Source organism: Sporosarcina sp. P3, assembly GCF_002743415.1.
In the GTDB taxonomy this organism is placed as follows: Bacteria; Bacillota; Bacilli; order Bacillales_A; family Planococcaceae; genus Sporosarcina; species Sporosarcina ureae_A.
The window spans coordinates 26,525-43,286 of record NZ_PDZE01000013.1; the positions used below are offsets into that span (position 1 = coordinate 26,525).

A 16,762-nucleotide genomic window follows, 5' to 3' on the forward strand; every position below is an offset into this window, starting at 1 on the left:
ATTCCGTTTGCTAACATAAACAAACGGAATAGCTTCTCTCACAGGAACTCTTCACGATGTAAACTTCCGGATTTCATCCGCGACTACAAACGCCAAATCATCATTTCCAAACAGTTGAAGCACATCCAGCATCGTTTCATCATCTATATGAAGTTCCTCAAATCCATCATCGCTTTCCATGATTTCTTTTAATGCTAGATTTTCCTGTTGTTCGGGGTATGCTTGCTGATAAAGAGTTTGTGGATTCAGTTTATGATTCGCGCACCACTGAACAAATAGGCGGATCATGAAGTTTTCGTCATCTTTGTATTTTTGAATGATCTGTTCCTCAATATTTTTAAATTCCATTTTGCAAACCTCCTTGCTCGATTGTTTCTTTTCAGTATAAACGATTGGAAGGGTTTCTAGTAATAAATCCCGATACCACTTTTAAAATTACTAATTAGAAAAGCTAGTTATTGCACTTATATATTGAGCTAGAAGCCTATAAAACTATAAGTAGTCAAAAAAATTTGATTTTATTTAAAGTTTGCTACACTAGTAGTATGACCGCTAGTTAAAAATACAAAAAATGTTCACGTCCAGTCGTGATGGAATGGCGGCTACTATAATCAAGGAGGTTTTTGAAATGGCGGAAGATCGCTATAAACGTGGTTTGGAAAAGTTAATGGAACTCACGTTATCGGGTGAAGATCACCCAGCAGGTGAGATGGAAATTGGCGAGAGCTTCAAAGATGTAGCGCCCGATTTGACTAAGTATGTTGTGGAGTTTGCATTTGGTGATATTTATTCGCGACCTGGATTGGATAATAAACAGAAGGTCCTGACGACGATCACGGCTCTTGTAGCACAAGGTAAGCCACAAATTCAGATGCATATCAAAACAGGTCTTGATGTTGGTTTGACACCGGACGAGATTATCGGCTGCATGATGCACCTAATTCCATACACAGGATTCCCGAGTGTGCTGAATGCATTATCCGTTGCGCAAACAGTATTTGCAGAACGTGGAGTATCCATTACGAAAACAGATGAGAAGTGAACCTATTTATTGTGAATAGTATATAGAAAAGTGGTTTCAACTGGAGATTGGAAAAATAGTTGAAACCACTTTTCTATTACTTGAAAGTAGACAAACAATTTGATTGTTCGAATAAAGTGGGAATAGTATGTATAGCGAATTGAATATATATAAGTAGTACTTAAGCAAACCTGTCTATCTTTATATAATTTCATTATAATGAATCCATGATGGTCTATAACGAACAGCAAACTAATTGGCGTATAAGTCTAGAGGAGAGATGTCATATGTTTTCAGAAGAAGAAAAAGATGCAGTCTACAAAGTGATTTACAACAGAAGAGATGTGCGAAGTTTTTTGCCGACACCCATTCCCGAAGATGCGATACATAACATACTAAGAGCAGCTCATCATGCACCTTCAGTTGGCTTCATGCAACCGTGGAATTTCATTATCGTTTCGTCTGATGAAACGAAAGAAAAGTTGGCTTGGGCAGCAGATAAAGAAAGGCGTGCGCTAGCGATTCATTATGAAGATGAGGGAGAGAAAGAGACAAAGTTTCTTGGCTTAAAAATCCAAGGACTAAGAGAAGCACCTATTACGATTTGTGTGACATGTGATCCTACGCGTGGTGGCTCACATGTGTTGGGACGTAATTCCATTCCTGAAACAGACATGTTATCGACTGCTTGTGCCATCCAAAATATGTGGTTAGCGGCATGTGCGGAAGGCCTAGCGATGGGCTGGGTGAGCTTTTATAAAAAGAATGATGTACGCGATATTTTGAATATACCACCCCATGTTGAACCAATTGCTCTTTTGTCTATTGGTTACACGGAAAGTTATCCTACTGCACCTATATTGGAAACAGCGAATTGGGAGAAACGGCGAAGTTTGGATGATTTAATTTTTACCGATCAGTGGGATCACAAATACTAATTTACAGATGCATTAAACTCATGAACATCATCTATCATCAGCTACTTTAAAGCTGATGGTGGATGATGTTTTAGTTAGACTAACACGAGTAGTAATGTTGCAAAGTAACACACAGTCATAACTGAAGAAAAACAGTGTCCAATCTATGATTAGATAGGTAGAAGGTCATTATTAATTCATTCAGTGCGATGAGTCTGGTGTGAGTAATGTGGTTGAAATTACACTTTTTTGTTATATCCTGTCTATGTTTGTCGTGCTTTATGAATAAATAAAATAACTCATTAGATATCCCTCTCTTTTTTTTGCCCTTTGCCTTCTTTGTAAAGTATATGTATAGTATATAATCGTTCATTAGACGAACAAGTAACCTAATTTTGAAGGGAGAAACATGAGAAAAATATCAAATGTCTTTTACATTACAATTGCATTGATCATCATCACGGTAGGATACGGCGCTTTTGCATCGGAAAGCTTTGAAACCTTTACAATGAATGCAAAGAATTTCGTCGCATCTTCATTTGGATGGTACTACTTGCTGTTGCTTTCATTATTACTATTATTAAGCATTTTCTTCGTTTTTAGTCCGTACGGTAAGATTCGACTTGGCAAAGATGCTGACCGACCTGAATTTTCTACGGTCACGTGGATTGCTATGTTGTTCTCAGCAGGAATGGGTATCGGATTAGTGTTCTATGGAGCAGCTGAACCTTTGTCACATTTCATCAATCCCGCAACAGAAGATCCAAACACCGATGAAGCCTTTAAGGAAGGATTACGTGAATCATTCCATCACTGGGGACTTCATGTATGGGCGATGTATGGAATAGTCGCTTTATCCCTCGCTTATTTTCAGTTCCGTAAAGATGCACCTGGTTTAATTTCAGCAACATTGAAACCGATTTTTGGCAAGAAGATGGATGGTCCATGGGGGATATTCGTTGATGTTCTTGCAGTCTTTGCTACCGCGTTCGGCGTTGCAACAACTCTCGGTTTCGGTGCTGTTCAAATTAATGCAGGGCTGAATTATTTGTTTGGGGTTGAAATCGGGACATTCTCACAGTTTATTATTATCGCCATTGTCACAGTGTTGTTCATCATTTCTGCTTCGACGGGACTCAGTAAAGGAATCAAGTATTTATCCAATACGAACTTAGTACTGGCTGTGATCCTTCTTGCATTTGTCGTTGTGTTAGGACCGACATTGTTGATATTCAATATGTTTACTGAATCACTTGGTGGGTACGTAGGAAATTTGGTTCAAATGAGTCTTCGTACAGCACCACTTAATGAAGGTAACCAGCAATGGCTGTTTGACTGGACAATTTTCTACTGGGCTTGGTGGATTTCGTGGGCACCGTTCGTCAGTATGTTTATCGCACGTGTCTCAAAGGGCCGCACGATCCGAGAATTCATGGTGGGCGTACTTCTTGCACCTACATTACTTTGTGCATTCTGGTTCTCTACGTTCGGTACGACAGCTGTCGATATGCAGCGCAGTGGAATAGCAGACATCGCAAGTTCCTCGTCTGAGCTAGTGGTCTTTGAAATGTTTAACGAAATGCCTTGGTCATTTATCATTTCGATCATTGCCATTCTGTTAATTGCATCATTCTTCGTGACTAGTGCTGACTCCGCAACGTTTGTGCTCGGTATGCAATCGACGTACGGATCATTGACACCGCCTACTAGCGTGAAAATGATTTGGGGTGTGATCCAATCGTCCATTGCATTGATCTTGTTGTCAGTTGGTGGCTTGGCTGCCTTACAAAACACGATTATTATCGCCGCCTTACCCTTCTCGTTCGTCATGTTATTGATGGTCATTTCTTTAATGAAAGAGTTGCGCAGAGAGAAGCCGAAGCGTAGATAGTAGTTTGATTTGGTAAAAAGTATATGAAGCCGTTGCTGTCAAAAGCAGCGGTTTTTTTAATAGTAAGCGATGTAAAGCGACTATATTTGATGAATTAATCAACATCGACGTAAAAAGTTCGATAATAAATTTTGAAGGTAGCTCAAAGAAGTGGAATTCATCCGTGTATTTTTTGTATAATGGTAGGACTGGCATCTGTTAGTGTTAGGTATATATCGAACCATTTTTGTACGCAGGTGCAAGTTATGAAGAGAGGATTTGAACGTAACGATGAGTACTAATTTTTGGCGTGATCTACCACGGCCATTTTTCATACTAGCACCAATGGAGGATGTAACGGATGTAGTTTTTCGCCACGTAGTCAGCGAAGCTGCACGTCCAGATGTATTCTTTACGGAATTTACCAATACGGAAAGCTTTTGTCATCCAGAAGGAATCTTCAGCGTGCGCGGACGTTTGGCATTTACAGAAGACGAACAGCCAATCGTCGCTCACATTTGGGGAGACAAGCCTGAACATTTCCGCGAGATGAGTATTGGGATGGCGGAGCTTGGTTTTAAAGGGTTGGATATTAATATGGGGTGCCCTGTCCCGAACGTTGCAACAAAAGGTAAGGGTAGTGGTTTGATTAACCATCCTGAAACCGCCGCGGCAATTATTCAGGCTGCAAAAGCTGGCGGATTACCTGTCAGTGTCAAGACGCGTCTTGGCTACACGGATATCGAAGAATGGCATACATGGCTTCGACATGTACTGGAACAAGACATTGCGAACTTATCGATCCATCTCCGCACGCGCAAGGAAATGAGTAATGGCAATGCACATTGGGAATTGATTCCGGAAATCAAGAAGCTTCGCGATGAAATAGCGCCTAATACGCTGTTGACGATTAATGGTGATATTCTCGATCGTCAAATGGGTCTGGAGCTTGTGGAGAAGTACGGTGTAGATGGGGTTATGATTGGACGCGGCATTTTCAACAATCCATTTGCCTTTGAGAAAGAGAAGAAAGAGCATGATTATAAAGAGTTGCTAGATCTTTTGCGTCTACATCTGGATCTTTTTGATAAATATTCGACAGAGCTAGAACCGCGACTATTTAAACCGCTACGTCGATTCTTCAAAATTTATGTTAAAGGATTCCGCGGAGCCGCTGAACTTCGAAATGAATTAATGAATACGAATACTACAGATGAAGTGCGGACATTACTGGATACTGTAGAACTCGATTAATATACTTTATAAAAGCCTCCTTACATCCCAGAATTACTGGGATGTAAGGAGGCTTTTTGTATAATAGATATGATCAAATCGCATAAACTTACTTAAATAAGCCGAGCTTTTCAATACGGCGAATCGCTTCTTGCATGCGTTCTTCACTTTCCAGCAATCCGACACGAATATAACCTTCCCCGTGAACGCCAAATCCGTTTCCTGGCGATACAGCGACATCTGCTTTATCTAGTAATAAATCGGCGAAGGTTTCGCTTGTAAAGCCTTCTGGGACAGGTAGCCAAGCGAAAAATGAGCCAGTAGGAGCCGTTACGTTCCAACCGATGCGTTCACATTCCGTTAGCAAAACTGTCAGACGACCTTCATAGAGCGCAACTAACTCCTCAACGCATTGTTGTGGGCCTGTCAATGCTTCAATTGCGGCACGTTGCACTGCTGGGAAAATGCTAGTGAATAAATGATCTTGCAATACATTTAAAGCTTCTATTATTTCAGCGTTACCGACTGCAAAACCAACACGCCAGCCTGCCATATTATACATTTTGGAAAGAGATAGCATTTCAATACCGACTTCTTTTGCTCCTTTAGTTTGTAAGAAACTAATTGGTTTATTGCCTTCAAAACCAATGCCACCGTATGCAAAATCTTGTAAGACCGCAATTTGATTTTCTTTGGCAAAAGCTACAGTCTTTTCATAAAACTCCGGTGTTGCTGTGACACCTGTTGGATTACTAGGATAGTTTAGGTACATTAATTTCGCATCTTTTTTCTGTTCATCTGTGAGTTGATCATAATCAGGTAGAAATTCATTTTCCTTACGTAGCGGCATTGTATCGTATCGAATACCCGCTAAGCTCACACCTGATAAGTAATCAGGATAACCAGGGTCTGGCAGCAATAATAAGTCTCCTTCATTCATGATGGCTAAAGGAAGTTCCACGACACCTACTTTCGTGCCACCGAGTACCGCGACTTCTGTTTCGGGATCAATTGTGACACTGTATTCACGCTGATAGTATTCAGCTACTGCTTGTTTTAAAGCAAATGTCCCTCTAAATGGAGAGTATCCATGGGTCGCTGGATCTTCAACGGCTTCTTGCAAAGCTTTAATAATATGAGGAGGTGTTGGTTGATCAGGATTTCCACGTCCTAGATTAATTACATCTCTGCCTTCATCCATAGCCTTTTCTATTTTATTTAATAGCAGTGTAAAGAAATGCGGAGGGAGATTTTGTAATCGGTTGGACAAAGCCATAGTCTATTCCTTCTTTCTTTAATAGGGTATTTTCGTTAAGTATACCTAGATCATACTAGAATTATCAATAGAAGGATGCTTATTTGATTCCAGATGATTGTGAATATTGCGCAATAGTAAAATAATCTTGATAGAAAAAGTCGGGTATTCTGCCAACTTGTCATTATTCGCCTTGACAGTTTTGTAAATTCAGATTAGTATATGTTTTACGCATATAGTTTAATAGCAATCTCTTATCAAGAGTGACTGAGGGAAATGGCCCGTTGAAGTCCAGCAACCCCTTGTATGAAACAAGGAAGGTGCCAAATCCTACAGCATGGTTTTCCATCTGAGAGATAAGCTGAGAATATTTCAGTAATTCTTTCATTTAGAAAAATGAAAGAATTTTTTAATTTAAAGAGGGATGTTCGTACCGACTATTAGTTATGATTATTTACTTGAATGTAGAAAGAAGTGAGAACATGATCCAAATTCAACATTTGTCTAAAGTATATCAGACAAAAGAAAAAGTGGTAAAAGGTGTAGATGATGTCTCACTAGATATCGAGACTGGAGAAATATTTGGTATTGTCGGTTATTCAGGGGCGGGAAAAAGTTCTCTTATTCGCTGTTTGAATTTGTTGGAAAAACCAACGAGCGGCACAATTTTAATTGATAATGTAGATTTAACGAAACTAACAGGGGTACAACTGCGACAGGCGCGCTTGAAGATCGGAATGATTTTCCAACACTTTTATTTAATTAGCCAAAAGACGATTTTCGAGAACATTGCATTTGCTTTACAGGCAGCAAAAATGCCATCAAATAAAATAGAAACACGTGTAATGGAACTTCTTGAAATGGTGGGTCTATCTGATAAACGCAATGTATATCCTGCACAGTTGAGTGGTGGACAGAAGCAACGCGTTGGTATTGCGAGAGCTCTAGCCAATAATCCATCGGTCTTGCTTTGTGATGAAGCAACATCCGCGTTGGACCCTAACACAACGATGTCCATTTTACGATTGTTGAAAAAGATCAATAAAGAATTGAATATCACCATTGTGTTAATCACGCATGAGATGAATGTAGTAAAAGAGATTTGTGATCGCATGGCGATTATGCAAAGTGGAAAAGTAATTGAAGAAGGACAAGTATATGACATCTTTTCTAATCCAGTCCAACCTTTAACAAAGGAATTTATTAGCAGTGTAGTGTCTTACGATATACCTGAAACTGTCACGTCCACTTTGATTGGTACGCTGATCAAGATCACATTTAAAGGTGAAGTAGCGATGGAGGGTGTGATTTCCGATACGATGCAGAAGTATAGAGTCAAAGGAAACTTCTTGCACGGGTCTATTGAATATATTCAAGAACGAGCACTTGGAATTTTCTTAATGGAATTGCAAGGTGAGCGTGAAGAAGTAGAGCAAGCAATTGCATACATACGCAAACAAAATGCACAAGTGGAGGTGATCCGACAACATGTTTGATCTATCTCACATTATGGAACTCATGCCGGATATTACGAAAGCATTTGGTGAAACCCTTTATATGATCGGCATATCGCTTACGATTGCATTGATTATTGGGTTGCCATTAGGAGTTCTGTTATTTACAACAGATAAAGGATTATTTTTAGAGAACCGTGCAATTAATTCAGTAGTTGGATTTTTTGTTAATATTATTCGATCCATTCCATTCATCATATTACTTGTAGCCCTGATACCTTTGACGAAACTGATTGTTGGAAGCACGATAGGGCCAGCAGCAGCAAGTGTATCGCTTTCCGTTGCAGCTATACCTTTCTTTGCAAGGATCGTTGAAACATCAATGCGTGAAATAGACAAAGGAGTTATAGAGGCAGCAATTGCAACGGGTGCGTCGCCATGGATGATTATTTGGAATGTGTTATTACCTGAATCAAAGTCTAGTATTATCCAAGGACTTACACTGACATTAATCAACTTAGTTGCCTATTCAGCAATGGCTGGATTTGTTGGCGGAGGCGGAATTGGAGACTTGGCAATTCGTTTTGGCTATTACCGATATGATGACAGTATTATGCTAGTCACTGTCGCCATTTTAATAGTGCTCGTGCAGTTGATTCAATTTGGTGGAGATCGTTTTTCAAAAATGATAGATAAAAGATAATAGGGGAGAGATGAATTAATGAAGAAACTAGTACTTGCATTCATTCTTACTGCACTGGTTGCAACATTAGCGGCTTGTGGAGGAGAAAAGTCCACTGAAAAATCGGATGATGATAAAAATCTTCGTTTTGGTGCAACAGCGGGACCTTATAGTGATATGCTGAAAAAAGCAATTCAACCGGGACTTGAAGAAAAAGGATATACGGTTGAGATCACAGAATTCAGTGACTATATTCAGCCGAATATTTCATTAGACAGTGGAGATATAGATGCGAACTTATTCCAAAACATTACGTACTTAGAAAACTTCGAGAAAGAAAACAATATGGAACTCTCTGAGTTGATTATCGTGCCGACAGCACCTTTAGGTATCTATTCAAATAAATATAAGTCTCTTGAAGAGATTGAAGATGGATCCACCATCACTATTCCGAATGATCCAGTGAACGCTGCGAGAACATTATATGTATTGGAAGATGCAGGGTTAGTGAAAATGGATGAAGAAATAGATCAATTGACGGCATCTGAAAAAGATATTACAGAGAACCCGAAAAACTTAGTCATTCAGCCGGTTGAAGCGGGACAATTACCTCGTTCGGTTGAGGGGGCTGATTTAGCTGCGGTACCTGGAAACTTCGCCATTGCAGCAAATATGGATTTGTTAGAAGCACTGGCTTTAGAAGATATGCCCGATCGGTTCCGTAATGTGGTAGCTGTGAAAACAGAAAATGTAGACAAGCAATTTGCGAAAGATATTATTGAAGTAGTTGAATCTGAGCAGTTTTTAGAAGTAATTGAATCCGAGTTTAAAGGATTTGGTAAACCAGCTTGGATGGAAAAGTAATATTCAATTGAATAATGGCATGACAAAAAGCACCAAACTCGAAGACGATAGAAAGCGTCTTCAAGTTTGGTGTTTTATTGTACGTTAATCTGTCTCTACTAATACAATATCATCAATAATTGGCACGTCGCGCTTTAATTCTGTAAGCATTTCTTCGTCTACAGAGCCATCGATTTCGCAAATCGTAATAGCAGGACCGTCTATTGCAAAACGTTCATTCGCCATACGCGCAATATTCATGCCTTTTCTTGAGAGAATACCTAAAAGATCTGCAATAACACCCTTTTGATCGGTATGGCGGATCAAGAGTGCCGGACGTTCGCCAGAGAATTTTAACGGATAATCATCGAGTTCCTGCACTTCGATTTTACCTCCTCCAAGTGAACTGGCGAGAACTTTTATTTTGTTCGTTGGTCCTGTTAATTCGACGAGCACAGTATTTGGATGATAGCTGCCAAGTACACGATTTGTAAATTCATATTCTAGTCCTGTTTCGGTCGCAAGTTCTATCGCGTTCGGTATTCTTTCATCTGTCGTATTGTACCCCATGACGCCAGCCAGAAGCGCCAAATCGGTACCGTGTCCTTGATAAGTAGTGGCGAATGAACCCATTAAGGAAAACTTCGCATGTATAGGTTGTTCGTTCAATAGCTGACGGGCAACATTTCCAATTCGGACAGCTCCAGCAGTATGTGAACTAGATGGGCCGATCATGACTGGGCCGATGATTTCATAGGCGCTTTGGTATTTAGCAGGAGCACCAGTACTTTTTTCTTTTGGTTCTTCTTCTTTACCGAATACTCGGGTTTTCAGTTTTTGACCTGTAGGCGTACCAGCAAGTCCTCCGATTCCAGTTTCGCGCAGTGACTCTGGCATGTTCTGTCCTACTTCATGCATGACGTGAATCACTTCATCAGGAGGAATGATACTCACAACGCCCGCCATTGCCATATCTGCGGCAGCTTCAGCCGTAATAGCATGCAATCCATTTCGAATGATACAAGGGATTTCCACTAGCCCTGCGACCGGATCACAGACAAGACCCAAAGAATTTTTCAATGCGATGCCTATTGCATGACCGACTTGGTCAGGCGTACCGCCAGCCAGTTCAACTAATGTTCCTGCTGCCATTGCTGTAGCAGAGCCGACTTCCGCTTGGCATCCTCCTGCCGCTCCTGAAATGGAAGCGCGATTTGCGATGACTAGCCCTAGTGCAGATGCTGTAAACATAGATAAGACAATTTGTTCGCGGGTGTACTTCCCGCTATCGAGCGCATGAACGAGAACCGCAGGTAAAATTCCTGCTGAGCCTGCAGTAGGTGTGGCGACGATTCGTCCCATGTTCGCATTTACTTCTGATACAGCCAGAGCATTTGCAGCGGTATGCAAGGTAGATGGATGAACAAATGAATTCCTTTTTTTCGCATAATCATATAAGCGCTGTCCGTCGCCTCCTGTTAAACCTGTACGGGACATGACAGATGTAGTCGTGCCTTTACGAACTGCTTCTTCCATCACTGTAAACTGCGCTGACATTTTCTTGATGATAATTTCTCTCTGCATGCTTTTTTGCTTGATTTCAGACTGAATCATTAACTCGTAAATCGGTGTATGATCCTGTTTTGCACGCTCGATCAGTTGATTTAAACTCGTGAATGCCATGTGTATTTGCTCCCTAAAGAGAACCATTCCATACGAATAGCGCTGGAACCGCTCTCGTTGTATTTAATATAATTTACCGAAGTGTTGAAAGCGCTTACCTATCATTATTTGTTATTTTACGTGAAATGTCAATGAATCGAAAAGATACTGAAGCATCAAATGCTCAGTATCTTGTGTACACTTTAATAACTTTGTATATCAGATAGCAAATAATGATAGATCAATTGTAAAGTGTTCTTTAATGAGTCTTCATGTGTACGTTCAAACGCATGGGAAGAGTCAATTCCCGGTCCAATCAATCCGTGGATAATGTCGTGTCCTGCCTTGATAGCTGCAGACGCATCAGAACCGTAATGTGGATACATATCGATTTGGTACCCGATATCGTTTTTCTTAGCTAACTCAACTAGATGGTTGCGAAGTCCGTAGTGGTATGGTCCACTAGAATCTTTGGCACAAATAGATACCGTGTGTTCATCAGTTGACTGACCATCACCTATGGCACCCATATCGACTGCTAGATACTCGACCGTTTCTTCAGTAATATTTGAGTTACCACCATACCCGATTTCTTCATTATTCGAAATGAGGAAATGGGTTGTGTAAGGCAATTTGATATTTTCTTGTTGGATATGTTTAATGAGTTGCAATAGCATTGCCACACTTGCTTTATCATCCAAGTGGCGAGATTTAATATAGCCGTTCTCAGAAATTTCTACACGCGGCTTCAGTGAGATGAAATCTCCTACTTCAATACCAAGCGCACGAACATCTTCTGCTGTATGGACTTTTGCGTCGATGCGCACTTCCATATTAGCTTGATTACGTTCTGCTGTACCAGCATTTTTGTAAACATGAACAGATGTCTGGTGAAGTAAAATGGTCCCAGTGATCGTCTTGCCAGAAGTCGTGTGGATCTTACAATATTCGCCTTCAATTGAATTGTAGTGGTAGCCTCCGATCAAATCGAGCTTCAGGCGACCATTTTTTTTAACTTCTTTGACCATCGCGCCCAGTGTATCGACATGAGCTGTCAACATTCGATGCTCTTTGTCATTTTCGCCTGGTAGCGTGGCAATTAATCCACCTTTACGATTGCGTGCTGTTTTCACATTATATTCTTTTAAGAAGTTTTCTACAAAAGAAATCACTTGCCTCGTATAGCCTGAAGGACTTGGAATGGATACGAGTTGTTGAATGAGTTCTGTAGTCTCTGTTGTATCTGGTTGATAAGTCATATAAATAATCTCCTTTTATTGGATGCGTATTAGTTTAGTCTATCGCGTTAGAAGTCTAGTTTCAATGATTTGCAATGAACTGAATAAGTCTAATTAGAACAACTTGTGGTATGATAAATCAATGAGAGTATAAGTAAGTGAATTGACAATATGACGCGCAAGATAGGAGACATTTGTATGGGTGAAATAACAAATTCAGCACGAGAAATTACAGAACTTAGAGAACAAATTATAACGTATGAGAAAACCATAGAGGACTTATCAGCCCCCATTATACCCTCTATTGTGCCGGAAACGATTTTAGTTCCGCTAACTGGTGCTCTTTCAGTAGGACGCTTTATGCATATCCAAAATAAAATTGTCCAAAGAATATCTGCTAACAATATACTTACAGTAGTTTTCGATTTTACTGATATTAGCACTTTGGCAGTAGAGGAAAACATGGGATACGAACTACTGAGTGAAAAAATCAATGAATTGGTCAATGTGTTGCAATTGATGGGCACAGAAACGATCTTTGTAGGGTTCTCACCTGAATTTGCTCAAAACTTGATTCTATCCAATGTATCAAACTTCACACAAATTCGTGCCTTTACAAATTTCCGTGAAGGCCTTCGCTATTTATTGGATCAAAAGGGAATGGAAATTGTGTATAAAAAATAAATTAATGCCTGTGCAACAGCGGATTTTTAGTCTACTGTTACACAGGCATTAATTTTTTATCACTTACTACGTCGAACGACTAATACGGCACATGATGTAGTCAAAACGTTTGCTTCAGAAACCAAATCTAATGCTTAGCATTTTTCAAAACTTAAGCGCTAAAGACGTTTAAGTCGACACCTACTATATGCGCAAGATGTTTAGAAATCATCACTTTAGGATCATTATTTGTGATGTGTGTTTCTACATGGACGCTACTTTTTTAGATATGTAAAAGCAAACTGGCTCTACTATTCGTATAATACTATATAAATGAACAGACTAACTCTTATTAATCTAGGCGTTAGGATAAGTTAGGAGGAAAAGAACATGACAAATATAATTAAGAAGTTATCGGAAGAACAACGAGAAACACTACTCGAAACACTACAATCACGCTTCGCTAATAATATGGATCGCCACATAAATATGGACTGGCCTTCGTTACATGACAGGTTATTAGCAAACGCGGAAAAGCTATGGACCCTGAAGAAGATGGAAGATACGGGAGGTGAGCCGGACGTAGTAGACTATGACGAACTGACAGACCAATACATCTTTTTTGATTGTTCAGCAGAGAGTCCCATAGGCCGCCGAAGCGTTTGCTATGATCGAGATGCTTTGGAATCTAGAAAGAAGAATAAGCCAGAAAACACCGCGATGGATATGGCGAATGTGATGGGTATTGAGTTATTGACAGAAGCACAATACAGGTGGCTCCAGCAGTTTGGGGAGTTTGATAGAAAAACATCGAGCTGGGTGCAGACTCCAGAAGAAATCAGGAAACGTGGCGGGGCTTTTTTTTGTGACCGTCGATATAATCAAGTGTTTTTGTATCACAATGGAGCAGAATCGTATTATGCTGCTAGAGGATTTCGAGGGTTACTCAGACTGTGAAATGCGAAGGAATTAAGTTTACATAACTTTATTTTGTCGCTCTCTTCTCTAGTGCGTTTCATCTGTGATAAAATGAAGGAAAAAATAGTCTGATATGGGGATATAGTATGAAGTATAGAGGTAGAGTAGTGGCTGTGTGCGTTGTTATATTGTTCAATATCTTACGTTATGGCTATTACAATATCTATTTAGGTTATTTGTTTGAAGATAGTTTCTTTGTGTTAACAGGAATTTTCCTGTTGGTTGCGTGGATAGGTGGAAAACAATACGATGTAGCCAAATTTTATGCAGAGAAAGATCCACTGACGAATGCATATAACCGGCGTACAATAGATAAAGTATTTAAGAAACAGATTTCTGTATATAAAAATAAAGGGAAGAAAATCGCTGTAGTATTAATTGATCTGGATGATTTTAAAGATATAAATGATAGATTTGGCCATCAAACAGGGGATGAATTATTACGTCACGTCGCGGAACTTATCATGAGTAATGCAAAAAGGGAAGACTATGTCGTGCGATGGGGTGGCGATGAATTTGTACACGTCATTCTTGACTTGAAAGAAAATACTCTTAAAGACTATGTTGGGAATTTAAAAAGTACATTATCCAATTTGAACATGGAATCGGTCGATGCCGTCAGTGCTTCAATCGGAATCGCAATTTATCCGGATGACGGAGAGACGTTTGAGAAGCTAATTCAGAAGGCAGACACATCCATGTATGAGATGAAGAAAGCATAAGAAATTTCAAATCCTTGTTCAATTTGCATAACAGACTTAGCGAGAATTTTTGAAACTAAAAACAAGAATAATCATTCATTTAAATAAGAGGTAGATATAGGGTAGAAGTTGATGAAGGATTCCGCTCGGTATGCAGTTTATGTATATGAGAAAAGATCAAAGAAATTTAGAGAAGCGTACATGAGGTTGGGTCAGAACAGAAAAAATGTAAGGGGAATGTCCTTTACGCTTTTTTCTGTTCTTATCAGTAAATATTTTTTTAGAGTAACAGAGTGTAGGGAAACGGGGTGAGATAGTTATGTCCCAGCCTCAAGTTTTTTCATGTTCTCTCAATGACTGCCGTAATTTCCACCCCTGACAAAGCTTGCGTAGCCAGGCGGTCCGCTTCATTGTTCTTCTTACGTGAAATTAGTTCATACCGAGGCTGGAATCCTAAAGACTCCATTTTTTCTTCGACTTTATTCGCCCAACTATATAGCTCTTCTTCAATAACTGGCCATTCTTCACTTAAATGATTGATTACGACCCGGGAGTCACCCATAATCTCAATAGGTAAGTGATGCGCTCCAAGCGTTTCAAGTTCTTGCAAGCACAGATAAAGTGCCGCGTATTCTGCTTCGTTGTTTGAGGATAAGTGTGTAGCCATGGCATTTTTTCGTAGTCTATACGTTGTGCCGTTTTGATTATAATAGAGTACACATCCTAGACCAGCCAACTTGGTGTCCCAGTCAAATCCTCCGTCAAAATATACAGTGATATTATGTGGTTCTGTTTCGATTCCTTTCAGATAGCCTTTTAATTCCTTAAAAGTCCAGGAACTATCAAACTGGTCTGTGAACAATATTTGTTTTGTGCGACCTGTTTTTTCTAAATCCTCAGCAATCAATAATGCTTGTTCTGCCGGTAATTCCTCAGACTTGAAAACGGTTTGTGTTCCTTTTTTTGATTTATAGAGCCATTCAATTAATACATTCAAAGTATTCCCTCCCATATATTTAGTTTATCCAATAAAAACATATAAAAACCTATTGATAAGCAAATTATATTTACATAAAGGAGATCACAAACATGACCCTATATAGCTGTTCGGAATGTAAGAAAGTATATCCTATTGAAGCAACTCGCTGGAAATGTGAATGTGGCGGTCTGCTAAATTTACTACAGTCGGAATCTGACATAACTCAAAATAACTGGACGAGTCAAAGATCCATTTGGAGATATGCATCCTCGATGACAGGTAGAGAGTATTTAAGTGGTTGGCGTTCGATTACACTCGGAGAAGGTCAAACACCTTTACTGGAATTGGATGAATCGGAACCAAATACTCTCATTAAAGTAGACTTTATGATGCCTACACTTTCTTTTAAAGATCGAGGTGCAGCGGTACTTGTAACTTTAGCGAAACAGTTGGGCGTGAATAAGCTAATTGCAGATAGCAGTGGTAACGCAGGAACGGCCATTGCTGCATACAGTGCCCGAGCAGGAATAGATTGTGATGTGTATGTAAGTACGGATACATCGCCCAATAAATTAGCGCAAATCAGAGCGCATGGAGCGAATATTAAAACCGTGAGAGGGACAAGAGAGGATGTAGCGACTGCAGCACAAAATGCAGTGGAAGAAGAGCAAGTATTTTATGCAAGCCATGTCTATAATCCATTTTTTTACGAAGGTACCAAGACGTATGCCTTTGAAATCTATGAACAATTGGGAAAAGCGCCCGATACATTACTCATTCCAGTTGGAAACGGAACCTTATTATTGGGAGCCTATTATGGGTTTAAAGAGTTACTTGAAGCGAAGGAAATCGAAAATATGCCAAAGATTATCGCTATTCAAGCCGAAAAATGTGCACCGCTAGCTAAAGCATTTGAAGGTCAAGATCTTAAGGAAACGCCAGTTGTGAATGAAGGAACTGTTGCAGAAGGTATTGCCATTGCGTCGCCAGCTAGATCCAAACAAATCGTAGAAGCTGTTAGAGAAACAGAAGGTATGTTCATTACTGTTTCGGAGAATGAAATTGTAGAAGCGCGCGCAATGCTTGCGGCAAAAGGATTCTATGTAGAAATCACTTCAGCCGTTAATTATGCTGGATACATAAAATATGCAAATGCTAAAGATGAAGTCATTGTCATCCCGCTGTGCGGAGCGGGAATCAAGTCTCCAACGTGAAAAACTCTGTACGGAGAGCGATCATGTTTAATTAACACGATAGTTTTCCGTA

Annotated in this window: 16 protein-coding genes and 1 riboswitch; of the genes, 11 read left to right on the forward strand and 5 right to left on the reverse strand. The window is 39.8% G+C overall.

Translation table 11 applies throughout. The features are described from left to right. Positions 1–51: 51 nt before the first annotated feature. Positions 52–348: a hypothetical protein gene (locus tag CSV61_RS14015; RefSeq protein WP_099639723.1), complete on the reverse strand. Its 297-nt coding sequence runs from the start codon at positions 346–348 to the stop codon at positions 52–54. A 280-nt stretch (positions 349–628) separates the two neighbouring features. Here CSV61_RS14015 and CSV61_RS14020 point away from each other — a divergent pair, with 280 nt between their 5' ends. From CSV61_RS14020 to CSV61_RS14035, 4 genes are all read left to right on the forward strand, one after another. Next, entirely contained in the window at positions 629–1,042 is a 414-nt protein-coding gene (locus CSV61_RS14020) for a carboxymuconolactone decarboxylase family protein (protein ID WP_099639724.1), read from the forward strand. A 266-nt stretch (positions 1,043–1,308) separates the two neighbouring features. Next, complete coding sequence (gene bluB / locus CSV61_RS14025) at positions 1,309–1,959, forward strand: 5,6-dimethylbenzimidazole synthase (RefSeq protein WP_099639725.1); 651 nt, start codon at positions 1,309–1,311, stop codon at positions 1,957–1,959. Positions 1,960–2,347: 388 nt separating this feature from the next. Further along, complete coding sequence (locus CSV61_RS14030) at positions 2,348–3,829, forward strand: glycine betaine uptake BCCT transporter (protein WP_099639726.1); 1,482 nt, start codon at positions 2,348–2,350, stop codon at positions 3,827–3,829. Between the two features lie 270 nt (positions 3,830–4,099). Continuing rightward, positions 4,100–5,062, forward strand: coding sequence for a tRNA dihydrouridine synthase (locus tag CSV61_RS14035; protein WP_099639727.1), 963 nt, complete (start codon positions 4,100–4,102; stop codon positions 5,060–5,062). A gap of 88 nt (positions 5,063–5,150) precedes the next feature. Here the strand turns inward: CSV61_RS14035 and CSV61_RS14040 are convergent, their stop codons facing one another. Further along, positions 5,151–6,317, reverse strand: coding sequence for a pyridoxal phosphate-dependent aminotransferase (locus tag CSV61_RS14040; protein WP_099639728.1), 1,167 nt, complete (start codon positions 6,315–6,317; stop codon positions 5,151–5,153). 230 nt (positions 6,318–6,547) lie between these two features. Then, positions 6,548–6,659: riboswitch (SAM riboswitch) on the forward strand. Positions 6,660–6,778: 119 nt separating this feature from the next. On the opposite strand from CSV61_RS14040, the gene CSV61_RS14045 reads away from it, so the two are divergent. The 3 genes from CSV61_RS14045 to CSV61_RS14055 are packed head-to-tail and all read left to right on the forward strand — an operon-like array spanning position 6,779 to position 9,296. Next, on the forward strand, positions 6,779–7,792 hold the full coding sequence (locus CSV61_RS14045) for a methionine ABC transporter ATP-binding protein (protein WP_099639768.1): 1,014 nt from the start codon (positions 6,779–6,781) through the stop codon (positions 7,790–7,792). Continuing rightward, positions 7,785–8,453, forward strand: a complete 669-nt coding sequence (locus CSV61_RS14050; protein WP_099639729.1) for a methionine ABC transporter permease — start codon at positions 7,785–7,787, stop codon at positions 8,451–8,453. Before CSV61_RS14045 ends, CSV61_RS14050 begins: the two co-directional genes overlap by 8 nt. An 18-nt stretch (positions 8,454–8,471) precedes the next feature. Then, positions 8,472–9,296: a MetQ/NlpA family ABC transporter substrate-binding protein gene (locus CSV61_RS14055; RefSeq protein ID WP_099639730.1), complete on the forward strand. Its 825-nt coding sequence runs from the start codon at positions 8,472–8,474 to the stop codon at positions 9,294–9,296. Positions 9,297–9,380: 84 nt separating this feature from the next. Here the strand turns inward: CSV61_RS14055 and sdaAA are convergent, their stop codons facing one another. Further along, on the reverse strand, positions 9,381–10,958 hold the full coding sequence (gene sdaAA, locus CSV61_RS17270; protein WP_099639731.1) for an L-serine ammonia-lyase, iron-sulfur-dependent, subunit alpha: 1,578 nt from the start codon (positions 10,956–10,958) through the stop codon (positions 9,381–9,383). 182 nt (positions 10,959–11,140) lie between these two features. Further along, the gene (locus tag CSV61_RS14065) at positions 11,141–12,196 is read right to left on the reverse strand and encodes a M42 family metallopeptidase (protein WP_083034064.1); all 1,056 of its coding nucleotides are present in this window, start codon (positions 12,194–12,196) and stop codon (positions 11,141–11,143) included. Positions 12,197–12,373: 177 nt separating this feature from the next. Between CSV61_RS14065 and CSV61_RS14070 the strand changes: the two genes are divergently transcribed. The 3 genes from CSV61_RS14070 (at position 12,374) to CSV61_RS14080 (ending at position 14,538) form a co-directional block, all read left to right on the forward strand. Continuing rightward, entirely contained in the window at positions 12,374–12,859 is a 486-nt protein-coding gene (locus CSV61_RS14070; protein ID WP_083034063.1) for an STAS domain-containing protein, read from the forward strand. Positions 12,860–13,228: 369 nt separating this feature from the next. Beyond that, on the forward strand, positions 13,229–13,795 hold the full coding sequence (locus tag CSV61_RS14075; protein ID WP_099639732.1) for a DUF4256 domain-containing protein: 567 nt from the start codon (positions 13,229–13,231) through the stop codon (positions 13,793–13,795). 107 nt (positions 13,796–13,902) lie between these two features. Continuing rightward, positions 13,903–14,538: a GGDEF domain-containing protein gene (locus CSV61_RS14080; RefSeq protein WP_099639733.1), complete on the forward strand. Its 636-nt coding sequence runs from the start codon at positions 13,903–13,905 to the stop codon at positions 14,536–14,538. 319 nt (positions 14,539–14,857) lie between these two features. Here CSV61_RS14080 and CSV61_RS14085 read toward each other — a convergent pair whose 3' ends face one another. After that, on the reverse strand, positions 14,858–15,514 hold the full coding sequence (locus tag CSV61_RS14085; protein WP_099639734.1) for a reverse transcriptase-like protein: 657 nt from the start codon (positions 15,512–15,514) through the stop codon (positions 14,858–14,860). 92 nt (positions 15,515–15,606) lie between these two features. On the opposite strand from CSV61_RS14085, the gene CSV61_RS14090 reads away from it, so the two are divergent. Then, positions 15,607–16,710, forward strand: a complete 1,104-nt coding sequence (locus CSV61_RS14090) for a threonine synthase (RefSeq protein WP_099639735.1) — start codon at positions 15,607–15,609, stop codon at positions 16,708–16,710. The last annotated feature ends 52 nt before the right edge of the window (positions 16,711–16,762 follow it).

Bases quoted from the DNA above. Each gene is read 5' to 3' on its own strand.
- sdaAA (WP_099639731.1), bottom strand. From the start codon at position 10,958: ATGGCATTCACGAGTTTAAATCAACTGATCGAGCGTGCAAAACAGGAT.
- CSV61_RS14090 (WP_099639735.1), top strand. From the start codon at position 15,607: ATGACCCTATATAGCTGTTCGGAATGTAAGAAAGTATATCCTATTGAA.
- CSV61_RS14020 (WP_099639724.1), top strand. From the start codon at position 629: ATGGCGGAAGATCGCTATAAACGTGGTTTGGAAAAGTTAATGGAACTC.
- CSV61_RS14035 (WP_099639727.1), top strand. From the start codon at position 4,100: ATGAGTACTAATTTTTGGCGTGATCTACCACGGCCATTTTTCATACTA.
- CSV61_RS14080 (WP_099639733.1), top strand. From the start codon at position 13,903: ATGAAGTATAGAGGTAGAGTAGTGGCTGTGTGCGTTGTTATATTGTTC.
- CSV61_RS14065 (WP_083034064.1), bottom strand. From the start codon at position 12,196: ATGACTTATCAACCAGATACAACAGAGACTACAGAACTCATTCAACAA.
- CSV61_RS14070 (WP_083034063.1), top strand. From the start codon at position 12,374: ATGGGTGAAATAACAAATTCAGCACGAGAAATTACAGAACTTAGAGAA.
- CSV61_RS14055 (WP_099639730.1), top strand. From the start codon at position 8,472: ATGAAGAAACTAGTACTTGCATTCATTCTTACTGCACTGGTTGCAACA.
- CSV61_RS14015 (WP_099639723.1), bottom strand. From the start codon at position 348: ATGGAATTTAAAAATATTGAGGAACAGATCATTCAAAAATACAAAGAT.
- CSV61_RS14030 (WP_099639726.1), top strand. From the start codon at position 2,348: ATGAGAAAAATATCAAATGTCTTTTACATTACAATTGCATTGATCATC.
- CSV61_RS14045 (WP_099639768.1), top strand. From the start codon at position 6,779: ATGATCCAAATTCAACATTTGTCTAAAGTATATCAGACAAAAGAAAAA.
- bluB (WP_099639725.1), top strand. From the start codon at position 1,309: ATGTTTTCAGAAGAAGAAAAAGATGCAGTCTACAAAGTGATTTACAAC.
- CSV61_RS14040 (WP_099639728.1), bottom strand. From the start codon at position 6,317: ATGGCTTTGTCCAACCGATTACAAAATCTCCCTCCGCATTTCTTTACA.
- CSV61_RS14075 (WP_099639732.1), top strand. From the start codon at position 13,229: ATGACAAATATAATTAAGAAGTTATCGGAAGAACAACGAGAAACACTA.
- CSV61_RS14050 (WP_099639729.1), top strand. From the start codon at position 7,785: ATGTTTGATCTATCTCACATTATGGAACTCATGCCGGATATTACGAAA.